Origin of the sequence: Anaeromicropila populeti (assembly GCF_900112775.1) — a bacterium.
In the GTDB taxonomy this organism is placed as follows: Bacteria; Bacillota; Clostridia; order Lachnospirales; family Lachnospiraceae; genus Anaeromicropila_A; species Anaeromicropila_A populeti.
This window is the reverse complement of record NZ_FOYZ01000014.1, coordinates 24,518-42,011: the sequence shown is the minus strand read 5'-3', so window position 1 is coordinate 42,011 and position 17,494 is coordinate 24,518. Positions and strand designations below refer to the sequence as shown.

At 36.2% G+C, this 17,494-nt stretch carries 14 protein-coding genes; all 14 read right to left on the bottom strand.

Going from position 1 to position 17,494, the window contains the following annotated elements; genetic code table 11:
• Positions 1-16 precede the first annotated feature (16 nt).
• Complete coding sequence (locus BM305_RS15320; protein WP_092562704.1) at positions 17-1,465, bottom strand: acyl-CoA carboxylase subunit beta; 1,449 nt, start codon at positions 1,463-1,465, stop codon at positions 17-19.
• A gap of 168 nt (positions 1,466-1,633) precedes the next feature.
• Complete coding sequence (locus BM305_RS15315) at positions 1,634-2,764, bottom strand: D-alanyl-D-alanine carboxypeptidase family protein (protein ID WP_092562859.1); 1,131 nt, start codon at positions 2,762-2,764, stop codon at positions 1,634-1,636.
• A 1,028-nt stretch (positions 2,765-3,792) separates the two neighbouring features.
• On the bottom strand, positions 3,793-4,902 hold the full coding sequence (locus tag BM305_RS15305) for an NAD-dependent epimerase/dehydratase family protein (RefSeq protein WP_092562701.1): 1,110 nt from the start codon (positions 4,900-4,902) through the stop codon (positions 3,793-3,795).
• A gap of 27 nt (positions 4,903-4,929) precedes the next feature.
• On the bottom strand, positions 4,930-6,063 hold the full coding sequence (locus BM305_RS15300) for an HAD-IIIA family hydrolase (RefSeq protein ID WP_092562698.1): 1,134 nt from the start codon (positions 6,061-6,063) through the stop codon (positions 4,930-4,932).
• On the bottom strand, positions 6,044-6,631 hold the full coding sequence (locus BM305_RS15295) for an SIS domain-containing protein (protein ID WP_092562695.1): 588 nt from the start codon (positions 6,629-6,631) through the stop codon (positions 6,044-6,046). The genes BM305_RS15300 and BM305_RS15295 overlap by 20 nt, the downstream gene beginning before the upstream one ends.
• A 14-nt stretch (positions 6,632-6,645) precedes the next feature.
• A complete protein-coding gene (locus BM305_RS15290; RefSeq protein ID WP_092562692.1) occupies positions 6,646-7,626 on the bottom strand; it encodes a GHMP family kinase ATP-binding protein in 981 nt (326 codons plus the stop codon).
• 41 nt (positions 7,627-7,667) lie between these two features.
• The gene (locus BM305_RS15285; protein WP_092562690.1) at positions 7,668-8,360 is read right to left on the bottom strand and encodes a nucleotidyltransferase family protein; all 693 of its coding nucleotides are present in this window, start codon (positions 8,358-8,360) and stop codon (positions 7,668-7,670) included.
• A gap of 26 nt (positions 8,361-8,386) precedes the next feature.
• The gene (locus BM305_RS15280) at positions 8,387-9,394 is read right to left on the bottom strand and encodes a glycosyltransferase family 2 protein (protein WP_092562687.1); all 1,008 of its coding nucleotides are present in this window, start codon (positions 9,392-9,394) and stop codon (positions 8,387-8,389) included.
• A 19-nt stretch (positions 9,395-9,413) separates the two neighbouring features.
• Positions 9,414-10,298, bottom strand: a complete 885-nt coding sequence (locus tag BM305_RS15275; protein ID WP_092562684.1) for a PHP domain-containing protein — start codon at positions 10,296-10,298, stop codon at positions 9,414-9,416.
• A gap of 28 nt (positions 10,299-10,326) precedes the next feature.
• Complete coding sequence (locus BM305_RS15270) at positions 10,327-12,627, bottom strand: beta-galactosidase (protein WP_092562681.1); 2,301 nt, start codon at positions 12,625-12,627, stop codon at positions 10,327-10,329.
• 17 nt (positions 12,628-12,644) lie between these two features.
• Positions 12,645-14,012: an MATE family efflux transporter gene (locus BM305_RS15265; RefSeq protein WP_092562678.1), complete on the bottom strand. Its 1,368-nt coding sequence runs from the start codon at positions 14,010-14,012 to the stop codon at positions 12,645-12,647.
• 13 nt (positions 14,013-14,025) lie between these two features.
• Positions 14,026-15,060: a zinc-dependent alcohol dehydrogenase gene (locus BM305_RS15260; protein WP_092562675.1), complete on the bottom strand. Its 1,035-nt coding sequence runs from the start codon at positions 15,058-15,060 to the stop codon at positions 14,026-14,028.
• Positions 15,061-15,092: 32 nt separating this feature from the next.
• Positions 15,093-16,001: an inositol monophosphatase family protein gene (locus BM305_RS15255; protein ID WP_092562672.1), complete on the bottom strand. Its 909-nt coding sequence runs from the start codon at positions 15,999-16,001 to the stop codon at positions 15,093-15,095.
• Between the two features lie 33 nt (positions 16,002-16,034).
• Positions 16,035-17,312: an aspartate aminotransferase family protein gene (locus BM305_RS15250; protein WP_207649503.1), complete on the bottom strand. Its 1,278-nt coding sequence runs from the start codon at positions 17,310-17,312 to the stop codon at positions 16,035-16,037.
• Between the last annotated feature and the right edge of the window lie 182 nt (positions 17,313-17,494).

The window sequence follows — 17,494 nt, the reverse complement described above, 5'->3', positions numbered from 1 at the left end:
CATATATCACCTCGTTCTATACTGTTCCATGCTTTTTACTTGGTCGGCTCTCTCTTTTCGTAAATAGCATTTCATATGCATAGATTAAATTTTTTCTTGCATTTTCTGGTTCGATGACAGCATCTACATATCCTCTTCCAGCTGCTGCATCTACGCTTGACTGTAATTGTGAATATTCACTTGCTTTCTCATCTACAAGTGCAGAAGAACCTTTTTCCTTTTGGATTTCATCTGCATACATAATTTTAACAGCCTGCTTAGCATCCATCATGCCGATTTCAGCACCAGTAAAACCAAATACCATATCCGCTCCAATGTGCTTTGAATTCATGGCAACATAAGCACTACCATAAGCTTTACCAGTAACCACATTAATCTTTGGAACAGTTGCGTTTGCAAATGCATATGTTAATTTTGCCACTGCTTTTGCAATTGTTTTTTCTTCCTCCATTGTTGCTTTAAAACCTGTAACATTTGTTAAGGATAAAAGAGGTATTTGAAATGCATTACAGAATGCAATAAATTCAACTGCCTTTTTACAACCGTCTGTTGTTAAGGTTCCGTCAAATTTTTCACTTACTTTACCATTCGCATCAAGAATTTCACTTCGATTTGCCACGGCTCCCACTGTCATTCCGTTTAAACGTAAGAATCCAGTCACCATGTCCTTAGCATAGGAAGCTTTTACTTCCATAAAGAAATTATCATCTGCTATATCTGCTAAAGCAACAGAGCTGTCTTTTGCAGAAGCATTACCAGAAAGTCTGTTTAAATCATCGGTACATTCTTCATAAGAGGCATCGTCTTCATTATTAGAAGGTATCATCTGCACTAATGTTCTGATTTGATTCAGAACAGCAGCCTCGTCTGCCTCTACGAAATCTGCCATTCCTATTCCAGCCTGAAATTTTGCTGCACTAGTATCACATTTTTCAGTATAATTTCCATCTAAAGTATTTGGTGAATTTACAAATAATTTGGATTTTTTTTCTTCCATAAAAGTAAAATCGCTAAGTGCGGATGAAATTGCTGAACCACCTCCGCATGTTCCAAATACTGCTGTTAACTGTGGGATCACCCCAGAAGCTAAAGTTTGTTTTAAGTATAAATCACCAAATCCTGCAAGCGCATCAACAGCTTCTTGAAGTCTTAAGCCTGCGCAATCAATTAATCCGATAACAGGCGCACCAACTTTTAATGCCATATCATAAATATGTGCTATCTTCTTTGCATGCATTTCTCCAATTGACCCGCCTAATACACTTGAATCTTGACTATAAACATATACAAGATTACCCTCAATCACTCCATATCCGGTAATTACACCATCTCCTGGAACTGATTTCTCTTGCAGGTTAAAATCAGTGCTTCTTTTCGTTACTTTTGCACCAATTTCAACAAAACTATTGTCGTCCAGCAGTGCATGAATTCTCTCCATTGCTGACGTTTGTGCTGTGTTACTCATTTTCAGCCCTCCATTTGTATTTTTATAATGACAATAGAACTGGTTTATGTCCTATTGATAAAAGTAAAACCAATTTTCTGCCGATTATAATTGTATAGCATTTACTTAAAAATAGCAATAGACTTTTGTATTATTTTTAACAAATTAGCAAATTGATGAAACTTGTAATTAAAACAAAAATAAATCGAATACTTTTTCTAAATACCAAAGGTAATCTACTCTTTCTACTTCTTCCACTGTATAAATTGGATATTGCTGAATCAGTGTATTTCCTAAGTAATAGCTTGCTTTGCCCACCACACATTTTTTTTCTACAGGTGCTTCTAATTTATCAGGAAGAGAATACACTACCTGTATTTTTTCGTCTTCTCTTAAAAGCATCTCCAAAGAAGCGGAATCCATAACTACTCTGACACTGTTTTTTTTACCATCTTCCACCATAACAGGCTGAAAATCTTTATCTGCCTCAAAAACTTCTTTTAGTGTATAATTATTCACTCCATAATTCATCAATTTTTTGGTATCTGACCATTTATAGTTCTTATTTGGCGGCCAGCCACATGCTAACACAACAGAAATCAGCGTCCGATCTGGCTTCTTAACTGCTCCCACGAAGCAATACCCTGCCTTTCCAGTAAAACCTGTTTTTACACCAATTGCCCCGTCATATAAATACAAAAATTTATCTTTGTTTGTCACAGTAAATCCGCGTCCCTTTGTTATTTCTTTGAAGGACCAGGAAGGTGTGTTGGTAATGCCTATAAACGTTTTATTTTGAATGGCATATCGAGCGATTTCTGCAAGTTCCACAGCTGTTGTGTAATGTCCGTCTGCGTCCAGTCCATTCGGTGTCACAAAATTGGTATGCTCGCAACCTAACTCCTTTGCTTTTTGATTCATTAGGTCTGCAAATCCTTCTACAGAACCACCCACATGTTCTGCAATCGCAACTGCTGCATCATTATGAGATTCCAGCATTAAGGAATAGAGTAAATCTTTTAAACAATATTGTTCTCCAGTATTTACATTTAATTGGACATCTGGCTGCCTGGCTGCATTTTTTGAAATAGTTACTACATCATCTAGTTTGGCTTGTTCCAAGGTTACTATGCAAGTCATAATTTTTGTAGTACTTGCCATGGGCATCTCTTTATACCCGTCCTTCTCATAAAGAACACGCCCGTTACTGCCATCAACCAGACAAGCAGAACGAGCGTATAGTGTGTCTATCTCATCTGCTTTTATTGGTGCAGATACTTCAAGACAGCTGCAAATTGTAAGAAGAATTATGATTATCATACTAACTATTTTTTTCAAAGTAGCACACTTCCGATTTTCTATTTATTTAATAGTTATGTTTATACTGGCCGTAATATTACTTTTGGATTAATCAGATTTTTTTGTAAATGCCCAATATGGTGGTATGATATATAAGTTTTAATTTTTCTGGTATGTCTAAAACATGCACCACCAGCAAACACAAAAGGAACAGCGTGATTTTAATTCCTTAAAGGTATCTCTAAAGCCCTCGCATAGTGTAATAGATGTTTTAGATCCATCGGGCATCCTTATTTTGCAATCAAATATGGGCGAATCAAAAAACGTCGCGGTCATAAAAAGGCCATTATCGCTATTGCTCGTATGATGATGGTCTGTATTTATCACATGGTTTCAGAAAAGAAACCCTTTACTCCTACTGATTATGAGGAATTGATGAACCCTTAAAATCATGTAGAAAGAGTTGTTTTAAACGAAAACAATATTTTTGCCTATCTCGAATCTCTTGGATACGATAGTTCTCAATTAGTAAAACGCAACGATTACTAATACTTATACAATTAATCTCTTTAGAAGCAGGGTTCTATGAACCCTTATTTAAGTGTGGCTTAAAATCCACTTTATTTTTCACTCTTTCCTCCAGACTATTCTTATATTTCGTCATAATAGATTAATTCTTTTTTCTATAAACTACTTGCACCCTTGCCGTCTCAAAAATAAAACACACGTAATAATTCTTCTATTACTCGTGTGTTCTAGTCAGTTCTATTCTGTCACTATCCTATTAAATACAAAGAATATTACCTAATTCCTTACTCTATACATATATTACCTTAAAAGTATTTCTTTTACAAGTTTTCATTTTTTTTTACTTTCATCTCATATAATTTGACATAAATAAATAATAATTTTCTACTTGTTTCTTTCCACAGTTAAAAAGGCTGACCCCCTCATTAAATACCTTATCCAGGGTCAACCTTTTAAAAACTAATTCTAACGTGTAACGCATTGCAAGAAAACGTTACTTATTCACAACTAAGCCATTTATTCTACTGAGCACTTTTTCTTAAAACACCTCTTTGCAGCATAAGTTGTTCTGCTTCCTCAAATGTTGGATTGAATGCCATCTGGCTGAACCATTCATGTGCATCCCTTACAATATCATCAATTGTATGTTTTCTCTTCCATCCAATGGCTTCTAACTTTTCAGAAGAAGAACAAGTATGTCTTGGATCACCCCATCTGTAAATACCAGGAGTTTCTGTCCTTAATTCACTTCCAAACAACGCATTCAGCTTATCTGCATATTCATTTACTGTTACAGGTCTTTCACCACCAACATTGTAGGTGTTATAATCAGCCAATTCTGACTTCATTACAAGTAGATTTGCATCAACCACGTCCTCTACATGCACAAAATCCCTAATCTGGTTTCCATCCTCATATGCAATAATTGGTTTCCCCCGCAATAAACGCTGGTTAAATATTCTACCAATGCCAGAATAGGCATTATGAATAGATTGTCCACTTCCCTGTACAAGAGAATACCTTAAACAAACCGTAGGAATATTATACTTATGCCCAAAGCGCAATGCTGTGATTTCTGCTGCGTATTTGGAAATACCATATGCTGTATTCGGTGCCGCATCTTCTTCTAGAAGCAAAGCAAACTCCGCTTTTTCATTGCAAATTGGACAAGTGACTTCCCATTTACCCTGTTCTAGCAATTCCCTCGTTCTCTCTCCATAAAAATAACCGTGATGATTGCATTTAAATTTTCCAGCTCCATAAACACCCTGAGTAGATGAAAAAATTATTTTTTTCACAGGATAATTATTTTTTACAATAGTTTCATATAAAAGAGCCGTTCCTACACTGTTCACCTCATAGAACGTACTGAAATCTGTCATGTGGTCTTGATATGCTGCAAAATTGAATACAATATCAATTCCTTTTAACGCTTTCTCCAGGTCCTCTTTTTTAGTAATATCTCCCTTAATAAAATCTGCCCGTTTGTCAAGATGGCTGATATCTCCGTAAGGATGTACTCGTTGCTGCAAATTATCCATTATAGTCACTTCATAACCTTCTGCCAAAAGCTTCTTCACCGTATTATGCCCAATAAATCCCGCGCCTCCAATAACAAGAACTTTGTTCATCTCTATTACCTCCCAATAATATGATATTTAACGATTCTTTATAATCCACGTAACTGCATCAAAAAGATTTCCCGCAGCATAGGTATTCTGGCATTGCAGGTTCTCTCCCAATTCACCTGGCTCACCAATAAAAATAGTACGGATTCCTGCATTCAATCCTGTTTCAATATCACTTCCACTGTTCCCAATCATATATGCATTTTCCCGTGCAAGAGGCATTTCCTCAAATGCCTGCTGAATCAGCTGTGGCGATGGCTTACGGCATGTACAATGCTCGGCTGGGGCATGAGGGCAATAATATATCCCATTAATTACAGCACCCTTTTCAAACAATTCCTTTTTCATATGCTGATGAATTTCCTCTACCTGCTTTTCCTTAACCATACCTCTCCCGATAATAGACTGATTTGTTATTACTACAACTGCATAACCATTGAGATTTAGTAATTTGATAGCCTCTGGTACTCCTTCTATTAACCGGAATTCCTCTATACTCTTTATATAGTCTGGGCTATCAACATTAATTACGCCATCCCGATCCAGAAAAACTACTGGATATTTTATCTCTTCTTTTAAACAGTCTGTTAATGTATGTGTAAGAAATAACAAGATATCTTGTATAATGAACGGATTATCTGATTTTATTTTTAGAACGGCATGAGCTGGTGTCAGACTTTTACAGGACTCTTCTCCTGAAATAGATACAATTTTAATGCCATGTTCATATGCATATTTTCTTGCATTTTCTATACTTTCTGATGAAAATTCATTAGAGAAAATCATTAACAAATCACCTGGAACAGCAAACAAGCGCAACATTTCTGCATAAACCATGTCTTGACTCACGTCATTTGCCAATGCTGTTACAAGTGGCATGGGCTGGTTCATACTGATGGCCTGAACACGTAATCCATTATTGCCCAATGCAATTCCTACATTTTTTGTAATATCAACAGCAAAATGATCCGCTATGGCACTATTGATTCCATCGCCTAATAAGAAAATGTTCTTTCCCTGGATTATTGAATGAATAATTCGTTTTTTAACAGCTTCAAATTCTGTCACATTAATGGTATCAGCAACTTTTGCAAGCTCTTTTTCATAATCGTAAACTAAACCTTCTATAGAAACTCCTCCTTTATCAGACTTTTCTATTATCACTAATAATTAACTGGTTTTTTACTTTCGTTAAAATCATATGCAGTATAATACTATGCACATTTTCAATTTGCTGCATATTCTGGCTATCCGCAATGATTCCCTCGTCTACCAATTGAGATATTTTCCCTCCGCTCATTCCTGTCAGACCAATAGTTTGCATGCACAGCTGCTTTGCTGTAGTAATTGCCTCCACAACATTTTGTGAATTACCACTGCCACTGATTGCAATCAACATATCCTTGTCCGTTCCACTATATAAAAGCGGCTGACAAAAAATATACTCATAGCTTTGGTTTGTTATTATTTCAGACATATGTACTGTACTGGCATTTAAACTGAAACTTTTTACTTTTTTCGCAACTCCCAGTTCTTCCAGTTCCTGATTCATTTTTAAAATCAGCTCGTCAAACATATTTGCAGTTGCTCCACTACCACCATTTCCACAGAAAAAGATAGTTCCTCCTTGTTCTATTCCCTTAATCAGAATATTGCTTATGGCATTAATTTTATCTTTATCTATGTGATAAACGATACGATTCAGTTCATAAATCTTTTCATTTAGCACCATATATTTCCGCCTCCTTAATACTGCGCCTCCAGCACCTGTGTTCCTTCCATTGTAAAAGAAAATGGATATTCCTCTAGTTCCTTCACAGCCTCTCGAATCTGATTCGCCTTCCCAGGTTTATGAAAAACTAGTATTCCACCCCCACCACCTGCTCCTGTTACCTTAACACCTTCCGCGCCAGCCTGAAACAGTCTGTTAATAAGTTCATCAATAAACACATTACTAATTTTCTTGCTGAGCTGTTTCTTTAACATCCAGCCATCCTTTAGCAACTTGCCTATATCATCTATCTTGTTTTCCTCAAGTAAGTTTACTGCCGCTTCTACCTGACTTGCCATGAGCAGCAAATTATTTGCTTTGCTTTCATCCAGAACATTCTGCTCCTTCAAAATCTCTCCTGCTTTCCTGCCTATTCCAGTATGAAATAACAGCAAACGGCTCTCCAGATTTTTTATTGCTGCTAGATTACTGATTCTCCGCAGTTCTACTGTTCCATCTGATAAGAATGAAATGTGCTGCATGCCACCATACGCAGCAATATACTGATCCTGCTTTCCGATAGTCTGTTTTAAAATATGTATTTCCAGATAGCAGGCCTGCCTTGCCAGCTCCTCAACAGAAATCTCTTTTCCCTTAAATCGGTATAGAGCATGAAGAATACCCACTGCTAACGTACTTGATGCACCTAATCCGCTGCCATCGCTGGTTACATCCGACTTGATACTAATAGACACTTTTTCATCTGTCCCCGTAAGACGTAGTGACTCCCTTACAATATCATGTTTAATGTCATCAATTGTATCTACTGTCTCACACTTGTCTAAATAACTTAATGTGTAGTATGGAGTAACTGATTTCTGCACTGCCACATAAATGTACCTGTTAATGCTGACCGACAAAACCTGTCCCTTATATTTACTCCAAAAACTCTCTAAATCTGTTCCTCCTCCAAAAAAGCTTATTCTAAGAGGAGTTCTTGTTAAAACTGTTCTCATATTTTTTCACTCCCGCTTTTGTTGAAAAATAAAGTAAACTACTACTTATCCATAAACTCTCGATTTGCCTTTTCATAATTATCTGGCGTCCCAATATCTAATAAATACTCTTTTACAAAATATGCATACATGTTGTTTATTAATTGAGGCAGAACATCTTTGCCAATATCTACATTTTGTTCTTTCCGAAAACAAGGTAAAGCTGCCTTGTTTACAATGTAAATTCCTGCATTAGCAAGATTAGATTTCGGACAATCGGGTTTTTCAATAAAGTCTGTTACCCTGTTTCCCTTTCCAACCTCTACAATCCCACATTCTCCTGGTTTGTTTGTATGAAAAATACCCAATGTAAAATCAGAATGTTTCTCCTTATGATAAGCTAACATTTTTTCCAAATTAATATTTGTAATATTGTCCGCATTTACAATATAAAAATCCTCTTCATTTTCTACATAATTTATATTTTCTCTAATCGTCCCTGCGCTCCCAAGCAGTTTCTCTTCAAAGGTAGTACTGATTTTCACATTTCCCTTATACTGTTTTATAAAACTTTCCACCTGGCCGCTTAAATAATGTGTATTAACCAGTACTTCATCAACCTTATATTTCTCAAACAATTCAAACCACCACTGTAATAATGGTTTCCCTTTTACCTCCATAAGACACTTAGGCTTTTCTTTCGTTAATGGATATAATCTTGTTCCTAAGCCGGCTGCCAAAATAATTGCTTTCATAATCATATCTCCTTTAAAACAATTTTTTATATCGCCGGAATAGCTAATTTTTTTTGCTTTAAAACCTTCTCTGTTAATTCCTTTGAAATTTTCTTAGCTTTTTCAACCTGAAGTAGAGCAATGTCTTTTCTGTTAGCATAAATCATGGACTCAGCCAGCTTAATATAAAAGAGAACAGACAGTTCATTCTTTTCGCTTCGGTCAATATTACCATTAGAAATTGCAATTTTCATTGCTTCCATAAAACCATCCTCATCAACCTCCACTTTCATTGCACAGAAATCATTACCAATGATAGCCCTTGAATTGCTTTCTGTATTTCGTGGAATCCGGTATAAAGAAGGAATCGTTTCATCATAGATAAAAACACCTCTTCTTGCGCCATAACGCATCCATGTATGGGCATCCTCAGAGCATTTAACCATTTCTGGAAATGGTGTTGTATAAGCAATTGTTGTTTTAACTGCGGTTGAGGAAGTGAGATTCGTATAATTTTTTTCTGTTGCAATGGAAATCCATGCATTTTCCCCTTCAACTACATTGTGCTTATGCCCTTCCAGTGTTTCATAAATGCTAGGCGCTATATCCTCATCCTTTACAAACTGGTCATCCTCATCAATTACCCGGAACGTTGAGTATACAACATTTACAATCGGATTTTCAATAAAATGCTTTCTGACAACCTCCAGTCTTCTTTCATCACATACATCATCTGCATCTAGAAACAAAATAAATGGTGATTCATGCTCATAAGCATATCGGATTCCTTCATTTCTGGCTCCCCCTGGCCCCATATTCTTTTCCAAGCAGATAACCGTAACTTGGTCAGGATTTTCTGCACCCAGTTTTTGAGCATATTCCCGTGCTTCTATGCAAGGTGAACAATCATCAATCACAACAATGTGCCAGTTCGGATCTGTTTGTCTCTTTACTGAATTAATCGCTTTATCAAAATATATTCTTGTTGCCTCATTGTCACATCTCCAATGAGGAATTACAAAGGTTGCTGTTCCATTTTTAAAATCCTCTTTCATTTTATCTACCTCCACTTGCTTAAAGGTACTTTTGCAATCCCCGCAGAACGTCCACATCCTGCTCTATTTTTGTATAACTGCCTATTTGAATATTGGGCTTATTTTTTCCATGAAAATCACTTCCGCAAGTAATCAACAGGTCTTCTTGAACTGCCTTCTCGAAAAAGTACCTTGTTTGTTCTATTGAATGATACGTGCTAAATACTTCTATTCCCTCAAGTCCCTCTTGTATCAGCTCATCCAGAATTTCTAATTTCTCCCTTAAATTATTTCCTGGATGAGCAATCACAGGAACTCCACCGCTGGATTTAATTAATGATACTGCTTCTCGAAAGGACACATAATGAATAGGAACATACGCAGCTTTTCCTTGTGAAAAAAAATCCCAGTAAAAATGAACATATGGCATGTCACTTTTTTCTCCTCCTGGCAAATAAGGCCTCACTATCTTCTTGTCCAAGTTATTCCGATTATGCAGTATATTCTCTGCAATCATTTCACCTGTTACTATCTTCCCTTCTGCCTGAGTAAAAATCTCGTCTGCATTTACAATAACATCCGTTGCCTGCGTTAACCGGTTTATTTTTTCAACTGCTGCCTTTACTTCTTGCTGAAAAATATCGTTTTCCAATTCTTCATATTCTTTTCTGGAAGGATCAATAAAGTATCCCAAAACATGCAGATTAATATCTTTATACGTGCAATCCATTTCTATCCCAGAAATAACCTGCAAACCTATCATTTTTCCGTACTCTATTGCTTTCTGAACTCCCTTTACAGAATTATGATCTGTAATTGCGATTACTTCCATATTTGTTTTCTTACTTAAATCCAGAATATCTTTTATTGCCAGTTCACCATCAGAACTGAACTCAGAATGAATGTGTAAATCTATTTTTCTCATAAACAACCTTATACGACAATGAAATACGTCATATATTTTCCTTTCCCTGATTATCTGTTTCTATCATTTTTCCGTCTATCATTAAGATATCTTTTGTTTTTCCAGAGGATTTATATTTATAAGAATGAAATGATAATTCAACACCCTCTCCTTTTCCAGTTAATTCATTCCTTCCCTTTGCTATAAATGCCGTAATCTCTTCCTGCTCCAGCCTGACTATAGCAGCAGATTTTCCAGGCAGCTTTATACTGAGCAAATCATACGTCCCTTTATGATTCTTTACCTCAATTTTATGCCAGAATGCTTCTTCTGCCCTAGAAAGAATAAATATTTGTTTTATTCCTGATGGATGGTGGTAGCACCATACTTGTGTATCTGGGTTATAAGCAGACACATCATAAGAACTTATCACTTTCTGAAGCAGATCTAAAAAAATTTCAGAATACTTTTTACTCTCATCTGCAAATAAACCTGCTCCAATATAAAAAACTTCTCCCTGTTCTACTGTGTTCTTGTATGCAAATGGCTTGCCTTCTGAAGTATATAATATAATCCCTTTTATATCTGCTAACTCCTGAACAAAATTCAACTCTTCAGAGAAGCCATCTGCCTTTGCCTTTTTCATTGTCCCAATTACCTTGTGTCCCAACAATTCTTTCTTTACAATCTCGCATTGATTTAAGGTTTCATCTAATACTGGTAGATTTCCTATTACAATCAGCCTGCCACCTTTTTTCACATAAGAAACCAGTTTTCTTTGTACACTGGCACTCATAAAACGTACTCCTGCAATTGTTATTACAGGCTGTTTTTGTAATTCATCTTCTGTGCAATATTGCAATTCTAGAATCGCATAATCATAATTTTGTCTTCTGACATTACGTTGAAAACATTCTAATCCCTTTGTCCCATTTCCCTTTTGATATAATGATAATTCCATTAAATTTTCAATACTGTCTTTCCATGTTGGCAAATAACAGTCTGGTGTATACATTCCATAGGCAATACATTTTCGGGTACTGCTTTCTAGTATTTCTCTCCCGTATGCTTTCATGTATGTATTTAATAGTTTCATTACGTAATACTTTTCAGTCAGTTCACCCTTACTAGATATAGGACTGCTGTCTGGATATGGTCTTTCGTAAACACAATCAACATTCTCATCCCATTCCGCTGTTCCAACACCTGTATATATATTGTATCCAGTTGCACCTAATGCAATAGACAATACTGTCTGATAAAAAGGAATCACTGGGTACTTAAACTTACTATCATACAACTTTGAAAATCCCCAGTTCCCCTCCAAATTTGGTCCTCTTTTTCTTTTTGCAAGAACCAGAAACTTACTATAGGCATCTTCATCATGTGAAACAACGCCAACCCAGCTAGTATACCCGTATACAATAGGAGAAAGTTCCTCTGGTCTGACTCTGGTTATCCATGCATCCAGTCCGCGATTACCTTCTAATGGGGCATTAATGTTAGCAAAAAAAGGGATTTTTACAGTCAGTTTATCTGCATAGTAGGAATAAATTCTGCTTAAATAAGTCCCTTGGTAATCTGACCAGTCATAATACTCCATTATCTCTCGATAGGATTTGCAAGTATTCCATTTTACTGGTGGCTTTATATCTGAAAACGCATCATACTCCGTATTATGGATGAGATTATACGAATAAATTGTTCCATATTTTTTTTGTAGGAATTCGTCATAAATGACTAGGCTGTCTGGTGAATAATCATAGTTTTCTGTAAAACAGTTTGCATTTGAATAAATTCCTTCATTAAAAATCTGAACGGCAATCACAGATCCATTTGGGTATTGAAATGGCTCTAGTATATGATGATTTACCACCTGATACCATTTTTCCACCATTCCTTTATATTTTTCACCATAAGGAGCTGGCAGAGAATGTTCATATGTAATCGGTTTTCCTTCCCAATCCAGCATAGGAGGAATACTTGGATTCTTTTCTGGATTCACAAAGTCTGGTAATCCACCATAATTTACCTCTGCATGAATAAATGGTCCTGGTTTCAAGATTACATATAGTCCGGCCGATTTGCACAAGGTAAGAAAATACTTTAAATTTCGGTTAGGCTTTGTTTTTCCCTCAAAATCTATTACGTTTTTCCTATCTATATGAATTTCATGGTGCCGCCACGGTATGTAGCAGGTTACAACACTTACATTTCCCTGTTTCAGTTTATTCAGACGATCTTCCCAATTGTCAACCTTATCCCTGTAATACGGATAATCCGCACAAATTAAAAACTCTTTTTTCCCATCTACATAGAAGATTCCTTCCTTTTCGCATACGGTATACATGCTATTTGTTCCTCCTTTTATACTAACAGCTTAAACCACTTATCTGATTTGTATCGTCCCATCATGAATAAAAACCTTATGATTTCTTCTATTAGTTTACCAAAGAAGACACCCAGAAATCCCAGCTCAAATCCATATCCTAAAATATAAGCTGTTATTACTCCGATAGTTACTACTATTGTGTCAATTATCATTACACAGCTTGTATCCCCTCCACCCTTTAAAATTCCATTTCCCAAAATAAGGTTTGTTACTTTTATAGGCTGAAACAAGGCATTAATGTGTATGGCAATGACGGCTAACTGAATACTTGCTTCTGCAACATGGGAATAAATCAATGATAAAAAGAAAGATGTTATAAAAAATAATATTCCAAAAATAACGGAGCTTACAAAACCTGTTTTTAATATTATTTTTGCTTTCAGGTGCATTAAATCATAATTTTTTCTGCCAATTTCCTGACCGACTACGGTTAAACCAGCTACTGATAAGCCAAAAGAGAACATAATAAAGATTTCCTCTACACTAAACAGCATCTGATTAGCTACCAAGGCAGTTGTACCGATTCTGGTATGCAGCAGCGTATATAAAAAGCTTCCTGCTGCCCACACTCCTTCTCCAACTGTTACTGGTATACTCAGCTTACACATGTGTAAAAATTTTTCTTTATTAAACTGAATAAATGCCTTTATTTTCATGTCGAACTCTTTGTTGAAAAACAGCAGGTACGTGGTCAAAATAATAAATCCAACACATCTTGAAATCAATGTTGCATATGCAGCACCAGCTATTCCAAACCCCTTTAAGCTGCCTATTCCAAAAATAAGCACATAGTTCAAAACCGTATTGACTGCTAATGAGGTTACGTTACTCAGCATCGATGTCCTAGTATTTCCCACTGCTCTTAGCACACTGGTTAAAAGATTAATAAAAACAGCAACTGGCATACTAATTATTACTATTCGAAAGTATATTTCTGCAAACCCCATTACTTCCTTTGTTACTCCTATTCCTGTCAGTATTCTCTGCTGAAAAAGGGTTAGCAGGATAATTGTAATTGCAGAAACACTTAATCCAAATAGAAAAAGCTGTCCGACTATTGTAACAATAGAGTCTTTGTCTTTTTTCCCATAATACTGTGCAATCAGTATACTTCCGCCTACACCCAATGTTCCAAAAACCAGCAGCAGCAGTGTAATAATCTGGTTTACCAGACTTACCCCCGCCATTGCATCATCACCTAATGCACTGATAAAGACGATATCAATTAACCCTAACAAGTTTTGAAATATCATTTCCAGACTAGCTGGAATTGCTAATTTGATTATTTTTTTTACGATATCCTTCGTGGAATCTTCTTTTATCATAACATCTTTCTTATTCACAATTCACCTCATGTTAATCTGTAATATTTGATAATAGAACAAGTTTCATTGTTCCAGATGCATTTCCCTCCTGACTTACATGTAAAAGCTCGTCAAAAGCTTCCTGATACTTAGATAAGGGGATTTTCTTTGTAACTAATTCATCCAGACCTTTTAGTTTGGATGCATATCTTACTGCGGATTCTGTCATTTGATGCACTTCTCCAGTACCTATTAAGCTAATACCATTCTCCAGAAACCGAAAAGTATTAATTGTCATTTCATAGGTCTGGTCAAATCCTGCTGCAAACAGTCTGCATCCTTTTCCTGCAAGAGGAAGCGCTTTTTGCATCTGATTCCCTACCGCGTCAATAATCACATCAAATTTTCTTCCATTATTAATTCTATGCACCTCATTTTCTGTTAATTCATCTGGAAAATATGCATAGTCACAAATTCTAGAAGACATTTCCCTACGGTAAGGATTTAATTCAACTGCTACTGTTACACCAGCTATCTTACTGCATACCAACTGGCATATCGCACCAATAGGTCCTGATCCTATAACCAGTACAGCATCTTCAGGCTTTAACTTCGCCTGTGTAACAATATTTAAAACACACGTCAACGGCTCAATTAAAATTGCAGTATCCCAGCTCATGTCATCTGGTATTTTATAAATGAACCTGTCCTCTCCTACGTAATAATCTGCAAAGGTACCATGTGCCCCTATTCCAAGCTGATACTCATCAAAAGAATCACAGAAACAAGTTAGGCCCTGTCTGCAATAACTGCACTTTCCACAGAATTGGGTCGGATCTATTACTACTCTGTCACCTACTGAAACATTTGTCACACCTTTTCCCGTTTCCACAACTGTACCTACTGCTTCATGTCCAATGATCATGTTTGCCTTTGCTGTCATTTTTCCTTTTACAAGATTTAGATCTGTGCCACAGATGCCAGTCCCATATATTTTTACTTTCACATCATTTTCATGCTTTATTACTGGCTCTTCCATTTCCCGCAGCTCCAAACGTTTATCTTCAGTCCACACAATTCCTTGCATAATACCTCCTTACATTCTAATCCTGTTTTCTTTTACCATATTATATGCTCTAACAATTGCTGATGCAGCTCCTTTGTTGAAGCCGCAATACAAGATTGCTGATTTTCATAGCTGATATCCATTAATTTCATTTCATCTAATGAATTTCCATATGCATCGGTAATAATTACACCTGCTTTCTTTGCCAAAAAGACACTTGCCGCAATATCGTAAGGAAATAAATGAAGTACATATCCATTTCCAACATCCTTAAATTTATCCAAAAGGCTAATATTGTCCTTTAAAATGCGGTTTCCAATATCCACAAAAGCATCTAGTTGACCAGTAATTATTCTTGAAATTGCATAGGATGAACTGTTAAATAGGAATACTCCTCCTGTATTGGCAGAATAGTCTATCAGATGTCCATATGCATTTGTCATTAATTGCGCTGGATGTCCATTCATTTCGATGGCCCAGAACATATGTCGTAAATCTGCGTCCCTGTTTAGATTTGGTAAATTGACATGATATCCCTGATAATGTATGTCTTCACTCTCCACATCTGCATACATACTTGCTCCTGTCTTTAATTCCTTCAAAAGCGCATATTTTACATCCTTTATTCTCGCATCTGGTGTATATTCTGCGACAGCTATCGAAATACAAGCCATTTCCATCCCTGCTGCCATAGGTCTTGTCCCATCAATCGGATCAATAATTAATATGTACTTTGGACTCTCCCCTATCACATTTAATCCCGTATCCTCTGAATAGTATGCTATATCAACATTTTGTTCCCTAATAAATGTTAAAACTGCCTCTTCTGCTATATTATCGATATTAAACTGGGCATCACCGCCTGGTGAAACACCATTCACTCCCCGGTTTTTTAAAACGCCTTTGCACCCATGAATGCGGTCAAACACATAGTCGGCCAGTTTATTAATATACTCTCTCATTCTCTCCCTCCGTCACTAAAAAATATTTGGTATTTAGTGTACTTCTATTTGGTCAAAAGTATATTCTAGTATTTCACAAATTTCTTTTGCCTGCTCTAATGTTAGGATAAGTGCTGGTCTTATCTTAAGCACATTTCCAATTCCATATCTCGATGTCCTCATAATTAGTCCATTCTCAAAGGCTATGTTTTTAATTTGAGTGGTTAATTCTAGTGACTCTTCTCCCTTTTCGTCTACTATCTCAAAACCAATCATAAGTCCTACACCTCTAACGTCCCCGATAAAGGAATACTTTTCCTTCATCTCATTCAGCCTTCTTATAATGTAGTTGCCCACTAATGTTACATTGTCCAAAAATCCTGGCCGCGTAATGATTTCCAGTGTTTTAACTCCAGCAGCTGATGCCAGAGAATTGGAACCATAGGTAAAAGAATGATAGTGGGAATCCATATCCGCATATTCTTCCTTTGTGGCAATAGCTGCAATTTGAAATCCAGTCCCCCCCAGTCCTTTGGCAATCGTCATGATATCCGGTTCTACTCCGAAATAATCGGCAGCAAACATTTTTCCTGTCCTTCCAATACCTGTCTGTATTTCGTCAAAAATTAAAGTAAAATGATGTTTATCAGCCAGTTCTCTTAGTTTTACAAAATATTCTTTTGGCGGAACAATATTGTCTCCGTTTCCCAGTATTGGTTCTACTATCATAGAAGAAATACTGTCATTTCCTGCATACTTAATAAATTCTTCAATTCTTTCTGCACAGAGCATTCCGCAGCTACATGGCTTTTGATTATAAAAACACCTGTAGCAATAAGCTGGTGGAACATGAACAATTCCAGAATTGCCTAGGCTGGCAAATGGCTGCCTGCGAAATCCTAATCCTGAAGCATTCATTGTGTAGATTGTCTGTCCTACGTGAGACCTGAATAAAGAAATGACACCTGACTTTTTGTTGTAAAATTGTGCCATCTTGATAGCTCCTTCATTTGCTGTGGAGCCTCCAGAAACCTTTAGATGTATTTTGGTTAATGATTTAGGTGTTACTTCTACAAGTTTTTCAACTAGCTTTGCTACTGGCTCACTCATGTAACTGGATGTGATATGTACTAGCTTATCCGCCTGTTCTGCGACTGCTTCTAACACTTCCTGGTTGCTATACCCCAGGCTTAGATTAAATGTTGCAGCAGCACAGTCTATATAGCGTTTGCCAGTACTGTCCCACAAATAAATACCTTCACCCCTTTCCATGACTATGTTTTCGGTTGGAGCAAAAAAGTACTTGTTTACTTCTAATAGTTTAATACTCATTTTCATCACCTCATTGCTATTATAATCCATATTCTTGAAAAGATCAATACTTTTTTTACATTTAATGATTATTTTACCTATTATACTACCCATATTAACAAATATGTTGTTTTTTTGTCATTATTTTAATAATTGAAATTATTTCTTGTTTTCCTACAAAAGGACAAATACTTTCTAAAAAT

What these genes read in the sequence shown, in the direction of transcription:
- BM305_RS15320 (WP_092562704.1), bottom strand. Translation starts at nt 1,465, where the DNA reads ATGAGTAACACAGCACAAACGTCAGCAATGGAGAGAATTCATGCACTG.
- BM305_RS15315 (WP_092562859.1), bottom strand. Translation starts at nt 2,764, where the DNA reads ATGATAATCATAATTCTTCTTACAATTTGCAGCTGTCTTGAAGTATCT.
- BM305_RS15305 (WP_092562701.1), bottom strand. Translation starts at nt 4,902, where the DNA reads ATGAACAAAGTTCTTGTTATTGGAGGCGCGGGATTTATTGGGCATAAT.
- BM305_RS15295 (WP_092562695.1), bottom strand. Translation starts at nt 6,631, where the DNA reads ATGGTGCTAAATGAAAAGATTTATGAACTGAATCGTATCGTTTATCAC.
- BM305_RS15290 (WP_092562692.1), bottom strand. Translation starts at nt 7,626, where the DNA reads ATGAGAACAGTTTTAACAAGAACTCCTCTTAGAATAAGCTTTTTTGGA.
- BM305_RS15285 (WP_092562690.1), bottom strand. Translation starts at nt 8,360, where the DNA reads ATGAAAGCAATTATTTTGGCAGCCGGCTTAGGAACAAGATTATATCCA.
- BM305_RS15280 (WP_092562687.1), bottom strand. Translation starts at nt 9,394, where the DNA reads ATGAAAGAGGATTTTAAAAATGGAACAGCAACCTTTGTAATTCCTCAT.
- BM305_RS15275 (WP_092562684.1), bottom strand. Translation starts at nt 10,298, where the DNA reads ATGAGAAAAATAGATTTACACATTCATTCTGAGTTCAGTTCTGATGGT.
- BM305_RS15270 (WP_092562681.1), bottom strand. Translation starts at nt 12,627, where the DNA reads ATGTATACCGTATGCGAAAAGGAAGGAATCTTCTATGTAGATGGGAAA.
- BM305_RS15260 (WP_092562675.1), bottom strand. Translation starts at nt 15,060, where the DNA reads ATGCAAGGAATTGTGTGGACTGAAGATAAACGTTTGGAGCTGCGGGAA.
- BM305_RS15255 (WP_092562672.1), bottom strand. Translation starts at nt 16,001, where the DNA reads ATGAGAGAGTATATTAATAAACTGGCCGACTATGTGTTTGACCGCATT.
- BM305_RS15250 (WP_207649503.1), bottom strand. Translation starts at nt 17,312, where the DNA reads ATGAGTATTAAACTATTAGAAGTAAACAAGTACTTTTTTGCTCCAACC.